This window comes from Kitasatospora sp. NPDC059827, assembly GCF_042731675.1.
GTDB lineage: Bacteria > Actinomycetota > Actinomycetes > Streptomycetales > Streptomycetaceae > Kitasatospora.
In genome coordinates this window covers 27,320-42,001 of record NZ_JBHWIV010000075.1, presented here as the reverse complement: position 1 = coordinate 42,001, position 14,682 = coordinate 27,320, and the positions used below count along the sequence as shown (strand labels likewise).

Sequence of the window (14,682 nt, the reverse complement as noted above, 5' to 3'; positions counted from 1 at the left end):
GGCCCGGCATGACCCGGGCCCTCGGCCGCCGCGTCGGCCCGGCACCGTCGGCCCGGCACCGCCGAACCGCTCCGACGGCGGTGCGAGCGTGCCGGACGCCCGCCCCCGGCATAGCCTGGCCGACGACGACCGCCCACCCGGTGGCGGCGCCCGAAGCAACAATCCCCCTTCCTCGGAGGACAGTTCATGCGCGCGGTGACCTACGACTCGTACGCCCCGGACAACTCCCGGCTCACGTACGGCGAGGTGCCCGACCCGAAGGTCGGCCCCGGCCAGGTGCTGATCGAGGTCCGGGCGGCCTCCGTCAACCCGGTCGACTGGAAGGTCATGGCGGGCGGTCTGGACGGCATGATGGACACGGTCTTCCCCGTCATCCCCGGCTGGGACGTGGCCGGCGTGGTCACCCGCACCGGCCCGGACACCCCCGAGTTCGCCCCCGGGGACGAGGTGATGGCCTACGCCCGCAAGGACGCGGTGCAGGCCGGCACCTTCGCCGAGTACGTCGCGGTCGCCGCACCCGCGGTGGCCCGCAAGCCCGCCGGGCTCGACTGGGCGCAGGCGGCCGGGCTGCCGCTGGCCGGGCTCACCGCCCTGCGCAGCCTGGACCGGCTCGCGGTCGGCCCCGCCGACGTGCTCCTGGTGCACGGCGCCGCCGGTGGCGTGGGCAGCCTCGCGGTGCAGCTCGGCCGCGACCGCGGGGCCCGGGTGATCGGCACCGCCTCGGAGCGCAACCACGCGTACCTGCGCGAGCTGGGCGCCGAACCGGTGACGTACGGCGACGGCCTGGCCGAACGAGTGCGCGCGCTGGCGCCCGGCGGGGTGTCGGCCGTCGCGGACTTCGTCGGCGGCCAGTTGGACACGACGCTGGCCGTGCTCGCCGAGGGCGGGCGGCACATCTCGATCGCCGACCCGGGAGTGACGCAGCACGGCGGCCACTGGATCTGGGTGCGCCCGGACGGCGCGAAGCTCGCCGAACTCGCGGCGGCGGTCGACCGCGGCGCGCTCACCGTGGAGGTCGCCGGGACCTTCCCGCTGGAGCGGACGGGTGAGGCCTTCGACGCCAGCCGCACCGGGCGCACCCGCGGGAAGCTGGTCGTCGTGCCGTGACCGCACCACCGCCGGAAGCGCGCGGGGCGGGGGCCCGACCTAGTCTGTAGCGAGCGCCGGAAGCACCCGTCCGGCGTGCACGGCTGCCCGGACGGAGGCGCGCGTGGAGACGACCGGCGTGCAGGACGCACCCACCGCCGTTGTCCTGGTCGACCCGGACGGCGTGGTGAGCGGCTGGAGCGAGAACGGGCTGCTGTTGCTGGGCTGGACGGCGGCGGAGACCGTCGGCCGTCCCGTGACCGACTTCCTGGTCGATCCCCCGCCCGCCTCCCCCGGGAACGACGGCCTCGGGAACGACGGCCTCGGGGGTGGCGGCGTCCCGTCCACGCTGGTCACGCTGCGCCACCGGGACGGTTCCACGGTGGACGCCGTGGTGACGGCCCAGGCCCTGCGCGGCCCCGACGACCGGGCCCTGGGCCGGGTGGTGACCGTCCAGCGCTGGGACCGCCGCCCGGTGATCGCCGACCGGGTCTTCGAGCAGAGCCCCTTCGCCCTGGGCGTCTACGACCCCGACCTGCGGTTCCTGTGGGTGAACGCCGCCGCGTGCGGGGTGATCGCGCACACGGAGGAGCAGATCCGCGGTGAGAAGTACCGCGAGCTGTTCCCCGAGCTGCAGGGTGTCCCGTACACCGACAAGCTCTCCGAGGTGGCCAGGACGGGCGTGCCCGCGCGTCTCATCACGATCTTCAAGCCGCTGGGCAGCGCCTACGCGAACGCCTGGGCCACCAGTATCTGGCCGGTCCGGGACGCCGAGGGCACCGTGCGCGCGGTCGCCAACTGGGGCTTCGACATGAGCGCCGAGTACTGGGCCCGCCAGCGCCTGCTCATCCTCAACGAGGCCACCCGGGGCATCGGCCGGACGCTGGACGTGGTCAGCACCGCCCGGGAACTGGCCGAGACCCCGGTGCCGGGTTTGGCCGACCTCGTCACCGTCGACCTCTTCGACGAGGTGTTGCGCGGGGAGGAACCGCCCGCCTCCGCCGCGGTCGCCGCCGGCGGCACCATCACGCTCGCCCGCGCCGCCCGGCACAGTGCGAAGGAGGACCCCGACGAACCCCCCGGACCGGCCGGGCCGGTCGGCTACGCCCCCGGTTCCGTCGTCGCCCGCTGCATGTCCACCGGCAGGTCCGTGGTGCAGCTCGCCGCCGAACCCAGCCAGGGCGGCGAATGGGCCTTCGGCCCCGGGCTGGCCGCCGATCCCGCCCACTGGCCGCCGGGCATCCCGCTGATCGACCGGTCCATCGCCGCGAGCGGGCTGACCGGCAAGATCACCGTGCCGCTGCTGGCCCGCGGCGCCGTGCTCGGCGCCGTCGCGTTCGCCCGCCGCGACCGGCCCGAGGCGTTCACCGCCGACGACCTGATCCTCGCCGAGGAGCTGGCGGCCAAGGCCGCCGTCGCCCTCGACAACGCCCGCCGGTACACCCGCGAGCACACCCTCGCCCTGACCCTGCAACGCAGCCTGCTGCCGCAACGCCTGCCCGAGCACGGGGCGATCGAGGTGGCCTCCGGCTACCTCCCCGCCGGGGCCGGCGCGGGCGTCGGCGGTGACTGGTTCGACGTCATCGCCCTGTCCGGCGCCCGGGTCGCCCTGGTCGTCGGCGACGTCGTCGGCCACGGAGTGCACGCCTCGGCCAGCATGGGCCGGCTCCGTACGGCGGTCCGCACCCTGGCCGACGTGGACCTGCCGCCGGACGAGCTGCTCACCCACCTGGACGACCTGGTCCTCCACCTCCCCGACGACACCCGGCCCGACGGCGGTTACGAGCCGACCGGCGAGACCGGCGCCACCTGCCTGTACGCCGTGTACGACCCGGTCTCCCGCCGCTGCGCCATGGCGAGCGCCGGTCATCCGCTGCCGCTGATCGTCTCCCCGGACGGCACCGGCACCCCGGTCGAGGCACAGCCGGGGCCCCCGCTCGGCGTCGGCGGGCTGCCGTTCGAGGCGATCGAGATCGAGCTGCCCGAGGGCAGCCTGCTCGCCCTCTACACCGACGGCCTGGTGGAGGGCCGCGAACGCGATCCCGAGCAGGGGGCCGCCGACCTGCTCCGGGTCCTGAGCGAGCCGGCCGCGTCGCTGGAGGCGCTCTGCGACACGGCGATGACGGCCCTGCTGCCGGACCACCGCACCGACGACGCGGCCCTGCTGCTCGCCCGCACCCGCGCGCTGGACCCCGACCACGTGGCCGACTGGGACATCGAGCCCGATTTCGAGCAGGTGGCGCACGCCAGGCGGCTGGCCGCCGACCGACTGGCCGTCTGGGGCCTGGAGGAGACGGCGTTCGTCACCGAACTGGTCGTCAGCGAGCTCGTCACCAACGCGATCAAGTACGGCCAACCGCCCATCAGGCTGCGGCTGATCCGGAACACCTCGCTGATCTGCGAGGTCTCCGACGGCAGTGACACCTCCCCGCACCTGCGCCGGGCCCGTACCTTCGACGAGGGCGGCCGGGGTCTGATGCTCGTCGCCCAGCTCACCCAGGGCTGGGGCACCCGGCACAGCACCAGCGGCAAGACGATCTGGTGCGCCCAGACCATCGAGCAGCCGTAACGCCCTTCCGGCACCGTACGGTTCGCGCCCCCGCGGCTACTCCTGCTTCTCGCCGGAGGCGTAGCGGGAGATGATCAGCGCGATGATGATGATCGCGCCGTTGAGGAACTGGTTCCACAGCGGCGGGACGCCGGCCAGGGTCATCACGTTGACCACGAGCTGGAGGGTGAGGACACCGGTCAGCGCGCCGAAGAGGGTGCCGCGGCCACCGTTGAGGCTGACGCCGCCGATGACGGTGGCGGCGAAGACCTGGAAGATCCAGCCGTTGCCCTGGTCGGCGGAGATCGAGCCGTAGTGGCCGGTGTAGAGGATGCCGGCGAAGGCCGCGAGCAGGCCGCCGAGGATCAGCACGGCCCAGCTGATCCGGTCGACCCGGATGCCCGCCGCCCGGGCGGCCTCGGCGTTGCCGCCGATCGCGTAGAGGGCGCGGCCGTGCCGCAGCCAGGCGAGGGCGCTGCAGCCGACGAGGAAGAGCAGGGCGCAGATCCAGATCGCGGCCGGGACGCCGAGCCAGCTCGCGCTGCCGAGGTAGCGGAAGGAGTCGGGCACGTTGACGATGGACTGGCCCTGGGAGACGGCGACCTGGAGGCCGCGCAGCAGGGTGAGCGCGCCGAGGGTGACGATGAAGCCGTTGAGGCGCAGCCTGAGGATGAGGAAGCCGTTGACCGCGCCGATGAGGGCGCCGACCAGCAGGCACAGCGGGATGGCGGTCCACTCGGGGAACAGTCCGAGGCCGTTGAAGCGGGCGCCGTGGTCGGGCAGGACGAGCCAGACGGCGATCACCGGGGCGACGCCGATGGTGGATTCCAGCGAGAGGTCCATCCGACCGGCGATCAGGATGAGCGCCTCGGCGAGGACCAGCACGCTCAGCTCGGTGGCCTGCTGGCCGACGCCGAGGAGGTTGTCGGAGGTGAGGAAGGCGGGCGAGACGATGAAGCCGATGACGCCCAGGACGAGCAGGACCGGGACGAGCGACAGATCGCGGTAGCGGGCGAGGTCGAAGCGGCGGCCGGCGGGGGCGGCGGCCGCCGCGCCGGGGAGTTCGTGGAGCTCAGTGGTGGGAGTCATGGTCTTCCTTCGGGTCGGTCGGGCCGGTCATGCCCTCCATGGCCGCGACCAGGTGTTCGTCGCTCCAGCCGGCTTCGAACTCGGCGACGACGCGGCCGTGGAACATGGCCAGCACCCGGTCGCAGACCCGTAGGTCGTCGAGCTCGTCGGAGACGATGAGGGCGGTCCTGCCGTCGTCGGCGACCTGGCGGATGGTGCCGAGCAGGGATTCCTTGGACTTGATGTCGACGCCGTTGGTCGGGCGGATGGCGACCAGGACGTGGGGCCGGGTGGCGAGCGCGCGGGCGATGACGACCTTCTGCTGGTTGCCGCCGGACAGCGCGGACACCGGGGTGGCCGGGCCGGGGGTCTTGATGTCGAGGTCGTCGATCATGCGCCGGGCGAACTCGCGGGTGCGCGAGGGCAGGACGGTGCCGTACGGGCCGAGCTGGTCGGTGACGGTGAGGGTGGCGTTCTCGGCGACGCTGCGCTGGGGTACCAGGCCCTGGACGTGCCGGTCCTCGGGGACGAAGCCGATGCCGGCGGCGAGCGCGGCGGGCACCTGGCCGGTGCGCACCGGGCGTCCGGCGACGCTGACCCGCCCGGTCCGGGGTCGGTGCAGGCCGGCGAGGGTCTCGCCGAGCTGCACGTTGCCGCTGGCGGCGGCGCCGGCCAGGCCGACCACCTCGCCGGGACGGGCGGTCAGGTCGACCTCGTGGTAGCGGCCGGCCAGGCTCAGGCCGGTGACGTCGAGCAGCGGCTCACCGTCGGGGAGCGCTCGGCCGGTCGCCGACCAGCTGGGCTCCGTGCCGCGGGAGGTCTCGCCGGTCATCGCCTCCACCAGCGCCTGCTGGTCGAGGTCCGCGACCGGCGCGGTGACGATGTGCCGGGCGTCGCGGTAGACCGTGACGGTGGTGCAGAGCTCGTAGACCTCCTGGAGGTGGTGCGAGATGAACAGGAAGGCCACGCCCTGGCGTTGGAGTTCGCGCAGTTTGTCGAAGAGGCGGCCGATGCCGCGGGCGTCGAGCTTGGCGGTGGGCTCGTCCAGGACGATGAACCGGGCGCCGAAGGACAGGGCCCGGGCGATCTCCACGAACTGGCGCTGCTCGACGGTGAGTTCCTCGGCGCGGGCCCTCGGGTCGACGTCCACGCCGTACTCGGCGAGCAGCTCGCTCGCGCGTGAGCGCAGGCGCTTCCAGCCGATCGGGCGCAGCGCGGCCGCGCCGTGCCGGTCCGGGCCGTGCCTGTTCAGGCTGTGCCTGTTCAAGAACAGGTTCTCCGCGACGGTCAGCGCGGGGATGACGGTGGAACGCTGGTAGACGCAGGCGACCTTGGAGCGCCAGGCGTCGGTGTCGCCGGGGGCGGGGGCGGGGTCGCCGTCGAAGCGCAGGGTGCCGGTGTCGGGGTTCTGCAGTCCGGTGAGGATCGAGACGAGGGTCGACTTGCCCGCTCCGTTGCGGCCGACGAGGGCGTGCGCCTCGCCGGGGGCGACGGAGATGCGGGCGTCGCTGAGCGCGACGGTGGCGCCGAAGCGCTTGCTGATCCCGTCGGCCTCGACGACGGGGCCCCGGGCGGGGCTGGGGTCCGCCATGGCGGGGTGTCCTCTCCACGGGCCCCGTGGGCGGGCGGCTTCGGTCAGGGCTTCTTGCCGGCCCGCTCACGGGGGGCTCTGGTCAATGGCCGACGTTGTTGCCCCAGAGGGACTTGTCGTCGACGTTGTCCTTGGTCACCAGCGGCGCGGGGAGCTGGTCCTCCAGGCCGTTGGGCAGGGTGATGATGGTGGACTCGTGGTCGGTGGGGCCGGCCTGGAAGGTCTTGCCCTCGGTGGCGGCCTGCGCGTAGAACAGCGCGTACTTGGCGTAGAGGTCGGCGGGCTGGGAGACGGTGGCGTCGATGTCGCCCTTGCGGATGGCGTCGAACTCCTGCGGGATGCCGTCGTTGGAGACGATGGCGATGTGCCCGGGCCGGCCGGCCGGCTTGAGCAGGCCCTTCTGCTGGAGCAGGGCGAGGGTCGGCTGGAGGAAGGCGCCGCCGGCCTGCAGGTAGATGCCGCCGAGGTCGGCGTTGGCGGCCAGCGTGGACTGGAGCTTCGCGGAGGCGACGTCCCCCTTCCAGTCGGTGGCGAGCTCGATCACCTGGATGTCGGGGAACTTCTCCTTCATGCAGGCGGCGAAGGCCTCGGAGCGGTCGCGGCCGTTGATGGAGCTCAGCGCGCCCTGGAGTTCGGCGACCTTGCCCTTGCCGCCGAGCTGCTTGCCGAGGAACTCGCAGGCCTTGGTGCCGTACGCCTTGTTGTCGGCGCGGACCACCATGTAGACGTCGCCCTTGTCGGGGCGGGTGTCGACGCTGACGACCGGGATCTTCTTCGCGGCCAGCTGGTCGAGGGTGGCGGCGATCGCGCCGGTGTCCTGCGGGGCCATGACGACGGCCTTGGCGCCGGTGTTCTGGAAGACCTGGACGTTGGCGGCCAGCTTGGTCACGTCGTTCTGCGAGTTGCTGACCGGCAGGGTGTTCAGCCCCTGGGAGGAGCTGTCCTGCTTGACGTACTGCGCGTAGGAGTTCCAGAAGTCGGAATCAGCGCGGGGCAGGTCGATGCCGATCGCCGCCTTGCCGCCGGCGGATCCGGCGGTCGAGTCGCTACCGCGGTTGCAGGCCGTGGCGAACCCCGCCAGGACGACCACGGTGGCGGCCGTGGCCGCGATTCTGGAGGAGTGGAGCTTCATTGCTGGTCTCCTTGGCTGGGAAGGCCGGCGCCCGTACGGGGCGGGGTGGGAGGCGGATCACAGAGAAAGCGACCGGGCATCCGGGAGAAGACATCGGATGGCTTGTGGTGCCGAGGACTCTACGAGCCGGGCATCGGGCTGACAAGAGGAATGCTCGGACGATTCCGAACGGTGATTCACCCCCGCCGAAGCGGCCCGGCCGCCAACCCGTTCACGTCCTCGACCTGTACGGTCGAGTGATTCGACGGGTAAACATCGGAGGAATCCTTGCGGGCGCCCGAGAAGGCCTCGTATGGTCGGGGCACCACGGATTCATCCGATGTGTTGATAGGAGCCACCCCATGAAGCTGCTGCGACTCGGCGCCCCCGGAGCGGAGATGCCCGCCGTCCGCGACGAGAACGGCGCGACGTTCACCCTCGCGGGTCTGACCGACGACATCGACGGTCCCTTCCTCGCCGCCGGCGGGATCGACCGGGTCCGGGCCGCCCTTGCCCAGGGGTCGCTGCCCGCCGTGGACCCGACCGGGCTGCGGGTCGGGGCGCCCGTCGCCCGCCCGGGCAAGGTGGTCTGCATCGGCCTCAACTACCGCGACCACGCGGAGGAGACGGGCGCGGCCGTCCCGGAGCGGCCGGTGGTCTTCATGAAGGACCCGTCCACCGTCGTCGGCCCCTTCGACCCCGTGCTGATCCCGCGCGGCTCGGTGAAGACCGACTGGGAGGTGGAACTCGCCGTCGTCATCGGCCGCGAGGCCCGCTACCTCGACGACCCGGCGCAGGCCGCCGCGTGCATCGCGGGGTACGCGATCAGCAACGACGTCTCCGAGCGGGAGTTCCAGCTGGAGTTCTCCGCCCAGTGGGACATCGGCAAGTCCTGCGAGAGCTTCAACCCGCTCGGCCCCTGGCTGGTCACCCCGGACGAGGTGGGCGACCCGCAGGACCTGGGCCTGCGACTGACCGTCAACGGCGAGCCGCGCCAGGACGGCAGCACCAAGAACATGATCTTCGACGTCGCCTACCTGGTCCGGTACCTGAGCCAGTACATGGTGCTGCGCCCCGGCGACGTCATCAACACCGGCACCCCGGCCGGCGTGGCCCTGGGCCTGCCCGGCAACCCCTACCTGCGCGCGGGCGACACCGTCGAGCTGACCGTCGACGGCCTCGGCACCCAGCGCCAGACCTTCCGCAACGCGTGAAAGGCACCCCCTTGTCCGCAACCACAGCGCTGATCACCGCCGTCGACACCTACGACGTCCGCTTCCCCACCTCACGGGAGCTGGACGGGTCCGACGCGATGAACCCGGACCCCGACTACTCCGCCGCCTACGTCGTCCTGCGGACCTCCGACGGCGGCCACGAGGGCCACGGCTTCACCTTCACCATCGGCCGCGGCAACGACGTCCAGGTGGCCGCCATCGAGGCGCTCCGCCCGCACGTCCTCGGACGCCCGGTCGCCGAGCTGTGCGCCGACCCCGGCTCGCTCTACCGCGACCTGATCGGCGACAGCCAACTGCGGTGGCTGGGCCCGGAGAAGGGCGTGATGCACATGGCCATCGGGGCCGTCGTCAACGCCGTCTGGGACCTCGCCGCCAAGCAGGAGGGCAAGCCGCTCTGGCAACTGCTCGCCGACGCCGACCCCGAGTGGCTGGTCTCCCAGATCGACTTCCGCTACATCGCCGACGCACTGACCCCCGACGAGGCCCTGGAGCTGCTGACCAAGGGCAAGCAGGGCGCCGGCGAGCGCGCCGCCCAGCTGCTCCAGCGCGGCTACCCCGCCTACACCACCTCCCCGGGCTGGCTCGGCTACGACGACGAGAAACTCACCCGCCTCGCCCTCGCGGCCGTCGCGGACGGCTTCCGGCAGATCAAGCTCAAGGTGGGCGCCGACCTGGAGGACGACATCCGCCGCTGCCGGGCCGCCCGCGCCGCCGTCGGGCCGGACATCCGGATGGCCATCGACGCCAACCAGCGCTGGAACGTGGCCGAGGCGATCGAGTGGACCAACGCGCTCGCGGAGTTCGACCCGTACTGGATCGAGGAGCCCACCAGCCCGGACGACGTGCTCGGCCACGCCGCCGTCCGCCGGGGCGTCCACCCGATCAAGGTCGCCACCGGCGAGCACGTCCAGAACCGCATCATCTTCAAGCAACTCCTCCAGGCCGGCGCCATCGACGTCCTCCAGCTGGACTCCGCGCGGGTCGGCGGCGTCAACGAGAACCTCGCCATCCTGCTGCTCGCCGCCAAGTTCGGCGTCCCGGTCTGCCCGCACGCCGGCGGCGTGGGCCTGTGCGAACTCGTCCAGCACCTCTCCATGTTCGACTTCGTCGCCCTCACCGGCACCACCGAGGACCGCGTCATCGAGTTCGTCGACCACCTCCACGAGCACTTCCTCGACCCGGTGGTCATCACCGACGGCCACTACCGCGCCCCCACCACGCCCGGCTTCTCCGCCGCCATGCACCAGGCGACCATCGACACCTACCTCTACCCCCACGGCACCTTCTGGGCCGAGGAGCCGGCGCAGTCCGAGGAGGCCGTCGCATGACGACGAGGGAACTCGACGGGCTGGCGGCCGTCGTCACCGGCGGCGCCTCCGGGATAGGCCTGGCCACGGCCACCCTGCTCGCCGAACGCGGCGCGCGGGTGGCCGTCCTGGACCTCGACCCGTCGACGGTGGAGGAGCCGCTGCTCGGCTTCACCGCCGACGTCTCCGACGCCGCCTCGGTGTCCGGTGCCGTCGAGGCGGCGGCCCGGGCGCTCGGCGGGATCGACATCCTGGTCAACAACGCGGGCATCGGCGCGATCGGGACGGTCGCGGACAACCCGGACGAACAGTGGCTGCGCGTCCTCGACGTCAACCTGGTCGGCCTCGTCCGCACCACCCGGGCCGCCCTGCCGCACCTGCGCCGCTCCGCCCGGGCCTCGGTGGTCAACCTCGGCTCGATCTGCGTCACCACCGGGCTGCCGCAACGGGCGCTGTACGCGGCGAGCAAGGGCGCCGTGCACTCGCTCACCCTGTCCATGGCCGCCGACCACGTCCGCGAGGGCATCCGGGTCAACTGCGTCAGCCCCGGCACCGTGGACACCCCGTGGGTCGGGCGGCTGCTGGACGCCGCCGACGACCCGGCGGCCGAACGCGCCGCGCTGAACGCCCGTCAGCCGCACGGCCGCATGGTCACCCCCCAGGAGGTGGCCGCCGCCATCGCCTACCTGGCTTCCCCGGCCGCCGGCAGCACCACCGGCATGACCCTCCAGGTCGACGGCGGGATGGCGAACCTGCGCCTGCGGACGGAGGCCGGATCATGACCGCGCGCCGCCGCCCGCTGGGCCACAGCAAGGTGGAGGTCGGTGAACTCGCCTTCGGCGCGGCGGGCATCGGCAACCTGTTCACCCCGGTGACCGACGCCGAGGCCGAAGCGGCCGTCGTCGCCGCCTGGGAGTCGGGCGTGCGGTACTTCGACACCGCCCCGCACTACGGCCTGGGCCTGTCCGAACGCCGACTCGGCCAGGCCCTGCGCGGCCGCCCCAGGGACGAGTACGTCCTCTCCACCAAGGTCGGCCGGCTGCTGCGCCCGGCCCCCGAGCCGGGCGGCGACGACCTCGCCAACGGCTTCGCCGTGCCCGCCACCCACCACCGGGTCTGGGACTTCAGCGCCGTGGGCGTCCGCCGCTCGATCGAGGACAGCCTGGAACGGCTCGGGCTGGACCGGATCGACGTCGTCTACCTCCACGACCCCGACGACCACGCCGAGCAGGCGCTCTCCGAAGCCTTCCCCGAGTTGGCCCGGCTGCGCGCCGAAGGGATGGTCGGGGCGATCGGCGTCGGGATGAACCAGGCGGAACCGCTCGCCCGCTTCATCCGGGAGACCGACCTCGACACCGTCCTGCTGGCCGGCCGCTACAGCCTGCTCGACCAGCGCGGACTCACCGAACTGCTGCCGCTGGCAGCCGAACGCGGCGTCGGCGTCGTCGTCGGCGGCGTCTTCAACTCCGGCCTGCTCGCCGACCCCCGCCCCGGCGCGACCTTCGACTACGCCGCCGCGTCCGAGGAGGTGCTCGCCCGCGCCCTCGCTCTCAAGGCCGCCTGCGAGGAGCACGGCGTGCCGCTGCGCGCCGCGGCGCTGCGCTTCCCGTTCGGACACCCCGCCGTGGCGAGCGTCCTGGTCGGCACCCGCAACGCCGACGAGGTGCGGGACGCCGCTACCATGCTCCGGCACCACGTACCGGACGCACTGTGGGCGGAGTTGAAGGAGCGCGGACTGCTGCCGCCGGACGTCCCGACCCCGGAGGAGGCACACTGATGCGCATCGCGCTGTTCATCACCTGCTTCAACGACACCATGTTCCCCGAGACCGGCCGCGCCGTGCTGACCGTGCTCGAACGGCTCGGCCACACCGTGGAGTTCCCGCAGGAGCAGACCTGCTGCGGGCAGATGCACATCAACACCGGCTACCGTACGGACGCCGTCCCGCTGATGGCCCGGTTCACCCGCACCTTCGCCGACTACGACGCGGTCGTCACCCCGTCCGCGTCCTGCGCCGGGCTGGTCCGGGAGCACCACCCCGAGCTCGCCGCGCAGTACAGCACCCCGGAACTGCACCGACAGGTCACCGAACTGGCGCCCCGGGTCTACGAGTTCACCGAGTTCCTGACCGACGTCCTCGGCGTCGAGGACGTCGGTGCCCGCTTCCCGCACCGCGTCACCTACCACCCCACCTGCCACTCCTTGCGCGGACTGCGCCTCGGCGACCGACCGCAGCGGCTGCTGCGCGCCGTGGAGGGGCTCGACCTGGTCGAACTCCCAGCCGCCGACGCGTGCTGCGGCTTCGGCGGCACCTTCGCCGTCAAGAACGCCGCGACCTCCGGCGCGATGCTCGCCGACAAGGTCGGGGCGGTGCGGGAGACGGGAGCCGAGGTGCTGTGCACCGTCGACAACTCCTGCCTGATGCACATCGGCGGCGGGCTGTCCCGGCAGGCCGCCGGGGTGCGGACCATGCACCTGGCCGAGATCCTGGCCGCGACCGAAGGCGGACGCCCGTGACCGCCCCCGGCGACCGCGGAGTGGTCTGGCTGGGCTCGCCGTCCTTCCCCGACGCCGCCCGCGAGGCCCTCGGGAACACCCGGCAGCGCGCCAACCTGAAACACGCCACGACCGTCATCCGCGACAAACGCCTCGCCGTCGCCTCGGAGTTGGACGACTGGGAGGAACTGCGCACCGCCGCCGACGCGATCAAGACCCGGACGCTGCGCCATCTCGACCACCACCTGGTGCGGCTGGAGGAGTCGGTCACCGCGGCCGGCGGGACGGTGCACTGGGCCGCCGACGCCGCCGAGGCCAACCGGATCGTCACCGAACTGGTCCGGACCACCGGCGGCAGTGACGATGAAAAGCTTGAGGTCGTCAAGGTCAAGTCCATGGCGACCCAGGAGATCGGCCTCAACGAGGCGCTGGCCGAGGCCGGCATCACCGCCTACGAGACCGACCTCGCCGAGCTCATCGTCCAGCTCGGCGACGACCGCCCCTCGCACATCCTCGTCCCGGCGATCCACCGCAACCGGAGCGAGATCCGCGAGCTGTTCGCCGAGCGGATGGGCGCGTGGGGGCAGCCGGCCCCCGAGGGGCTGAGCGACGAGCCCGCCGAACTCGCCGAGGCTGCCCGCCGGCACCTGCGGGAGAAGTTCCTGCGCGCCAAGGTCGCCGTCTCGGGCGCCAACTTCGCCGTCGCCGACACCGGCACCGTCGTCGTGGTGGAGTCCGAGGGCAACGGCCGGATGTGCCTCACCCTGCCCGAGACCCTGATCACCGTGATGGGCATCGAGAAGGTCGTCCCCACCTGGGCGGACCTGGAGGTGTTCCTCCAGCTGCTCCCGCGCTCCTCCACCGGCGAGCGGATGAACCCGTACACCTCCAGCTGGAGCGGCACCACGGAGGCCGACGGCCCGTCCGACTTCCACCTCGTCCTGCTCGACAACGGCCGTACGGACACCCTGGCCGACACCGTCGGCCGGCAGGCCCTGGCCTGCATCCGCTGCTCCGCCTGCCTCAACGTCTGCCCGGTCTTCGAGCGGACGGGCGGGCACGCCTACGGCTCGGTCTACCCCGGGCCGATCGGCGCCGTGCTCACCCCGCAGCTGGTGGGAGTGGAGAACGCAGCGAGCCTGCCGTTCGCCTCCACCCTGTGCGGGGCCTGCTACGACGCCTGCCCGGTGAAGATCGACATCCCGAAGCTGCTGGTGCACCTGCGGGCCGAGGTCGTCGAGGCCGAGCGCGGAGCCGGCGGCCTGCCCACCGGTGAGGCGCTGGCGATGAAGGCGGCCGCCGCCGTCCTCGGCTCCCCCGCACTGCTGGGCGCCGCCCAGAAGGCGGCCTCGCTCGGCGGCCGGGCACTGGCCCGCAACGGCCGGATCGGCCGGCTGCCCGGCCCGTTCAGCGGCTGGTCCGCCGACCGGGACACCCCTGCGCCGCCCGCCGAGTCGTTCCGCGCCTGGTGGCGCAAGAACCGGGAGGGAAAGTGACGACCACCCGAGAGGCCGTCCTCGGACGCATCCGCGCCGCGCTCGCCGACGTCCCCGCCGACGAGGGCCCGCAGGACGCGCCCGTCCCGCGCGACTACCGGCGCGGTCACACCGCCGACGGCCAGGACCTGGTGGCCCTGTTCGCCGAGCGGGTCGCCGACTACCGCGCCACCGTCACCCGGACCGCACCGGCCGGGCTGCCCGGGGCGATCGCCGCCGCCCTCACCGCACGCGGTGCCCGGCGCCTGGCGGTGCCCGACGGCTTCCCGGACGACCATCTGCCGTCCGGGGCCTGGGAATGGCACCGGGAGCCCCTGGACGTCCCCGCGCTGGACGCCCTCGACGGCGCCGTCACGCTGGCCGCCGTCGGCATCGCCGTCACCGGCACCGTCGTCCTGGACACCGGCCCGGGCCAGGGCCGGCGCGCCCTGACCCTCGTCCCCGACTACCACCTGTGCGTGGTCCGGGCCGAGCAGATCGTCGACGACGTCCCCGGGGCGCTCGCCCGCCTCGACCCGCACCTGCCGTTGACCTTCATCTCCGGCCCGTCCGCGACCAGCGACATCGAACTCACCCGGGTCGAAGGCGTGCACGGGCCCCGGACCCTGGACGTGATCATCGTCGACACCGCCCACCCCGGGCCTCCGGAGATGCCATGAGGAGCGCCTGCGCCGGGCCGACCGGGCCGTGGGAGCGGTAGCCGTCCCGCCCGCCGAGCCCGCCCCCGGTGCCCCGCAGCACCGC

Annotated in this window: 12 protein-coding genes; 9 read left to right on the top strand and 3 right to left on the bottom strand. The window is 73.1% G+C overall.

Translation table 11 applies throughout. The features are described from left to right. Positions 1 to 186 precede the first annotated feature (186 nt). The gene (locus ACFV8H_RS32660; protein WP_380407192.1) at positions 187 to 1,107 is read left to right on the top strand and encodes an NADP-dependent oxidoreductase; all 921 of its coding nucleotides are present in this window, start codon (positions 187 to 189) and stop codon (positions 1,105 to 1,107) included. Positions 1,108 to 1,210: 103 nt separating this feature from the next. Continuing rightward, positions 1,211 to 3,655: a SpoIIE family protein phosphatase gene (locus ACFV8H_RS32655; RefSeq protein WP_380407190.1), complete on the top strand. Its 2,445-nt coding sequence runs from the start codon at positions 1,211 to 1,213 to the stop codon at positions 3,653 to 3,655. A 36-nt stretch (positions 3,656 to 3,691) separates the two neighbouring features. Here the strand turns inward: ACFV8H_RS32655 and ACFV8H_RS32650 are convergent, their stop codons facing one another. The 3 genes from ACFV8H_RS32650 to ACFV8H_RS32640 form a co-directional block, all read right to left on the bottom strand. After that, positions 3,692 to 4,723: an ABC transporter permease gene (locus ACFV8H_RS32650; protein ID WP_380407188.1), complete on the bottom strand. Its 1,032-nt coding sequence runs from the start codon at positions 4,721 to 4,723 to the stop codon at positions 3,692 to 3,694. Then, positions 4,707 to 6,293 carry a sugar ABC transporter ATP-binding protein gene (locus tag ACFV8H_RS32645; protein WP_380407186.1) on the bottom strand — a complete coding sequence of 529 codons (1,587 nt, stop codon included), beginning with the start codon at positions 6,291 to 6,293 and terminating at the stop codon, positions 4,707 to 4,709. Before ACFV8H_RS32645 ends, ACFV8H_RS32650 begins: the two co-directional genes overlap by 17 nt. An 82-nt stretch (positions 6,294 to 6,375) precedes the next feature. Then, a complete protein-coding gene (locus tag ACFV8H_RS32640) occupies positions 6,376 to 7,425 on the bottom strand; it encodes a sugar ABC transporter substrate-binding protein (protein WP_380407184.1) in 1,050 nt (349 codons plus the stop codon). 341 nt (positions 7,426 to 7,766) lie between these two features. Between ACFV8H_RS32640 and ACFV8H_RS32635 the strand changes: the two genes are divergently transcribed. From ACFV8H_RS32635 to ACFV8H_RS32605, 7 genes are read left to right on the top strand one after another with little or no spacing between them, the layout of a single operon-like run. Beyond that, on the top strand, positions 7,767 to 8,618 hold the full coding sequence (locus tag ACFV8H_RS32635) for a fumarylacetoacetate hydrolase family protein (protein ID WP_380407182.1): 852 nt from the start codon (positions 7,767 to 7,769) through the stop codon (positions 8,616 to 8,618). 11 nt (positions 8,619 to 8,629) lie between these two features. Continuing rightward, positions 8,630 to 9,967 carry an L-fuconate dehydratase gene (locus tag ACFV8H_RS32630; RefSeq protein WP_380407181.1) on the top strand — a complete coding sequence of 446 codons (1,338 nt, stop codon included), beginning with the start codon at positions 8,630 to 8,632 and terminating at the stop codon, positions 9,965 to 9,967. Further along, a complete protein-coding gene (locus tag ACFV8H_RS32625; protein ID WP_380407179.1) occupies positions 9,964 to 10,728 on the top strand; it encodes an SDR family NAD(P)-dependent oxidoreductase in 765 nt (254 codons plus the stop codon). The genes ACFV8H_RS32630 and ACFV8H_RS32625 overlap by 4 nt, the downstream gene beginning before the upstream one ends. Continuing rightward, positions 10,725 to 11,723 (top strand): aldo/keto reductase, encoded by a 999-nt coding sequence (locus tag ACFV8H_RS32620; RefSeq protein WP_380407178.1) that lies wholly within the window; start codon positions 10,725 to 10,727, stop codon positions 11,721 to 11,723. Before ACFV8H_RS32625 ends, ACFV8H_RS32620 begins: the two co-directional genes overlap by 4 nt. Beyond that, positions 11,723 to 12,463, top strand: coding sequence for a (Fe-S)-binding protein (locus ACFV8H_RS32615; protein WP_380407176.1), 741 nt, complete (start codon positions 11,723 to 11,725; stop codon positions 12,461 to 12,463). Before ACFV8H_RS32620 ends, ACFV8H_RS32615 begins: the two co-directional genes overlap by 1 nt. Beyond that, positions 12,460 to 13,938: a LutB/LldF family L-lactate oxidation iron-sulfur protein gene (locus ACFV8H_RS32610; protein ID WP_380407174.1), complete on the top strand. Its 1,479-nt coding sequence runs from the start codon at positions 12,460 to 12,462 to the stop codon at positions 13,936 to 13,938. The genes ACFV8H_RS32615 and ACFV8H_RS32610 overlap by 4 nt, the downstream gene beginning before the upstream one ends. Continuing rightward, positions 13,935 to 14,597, top strand: coding sequence for a lactate utilization protein C (locus ACFV8H_RS32605; protein ID WP_380407172.1), 663 nt, complete (start codon positions 13,935 to 13,937; stop codon positions 14,595 to 14,597). Before ACFV8H_RS32610 ends, ACFV8H_RS32605 begins: the two co-directional genes overlap by 4 nt. The last annotated feature ends 85 nt before the right edge of the window (positions 14,598 to 14,682 follow it).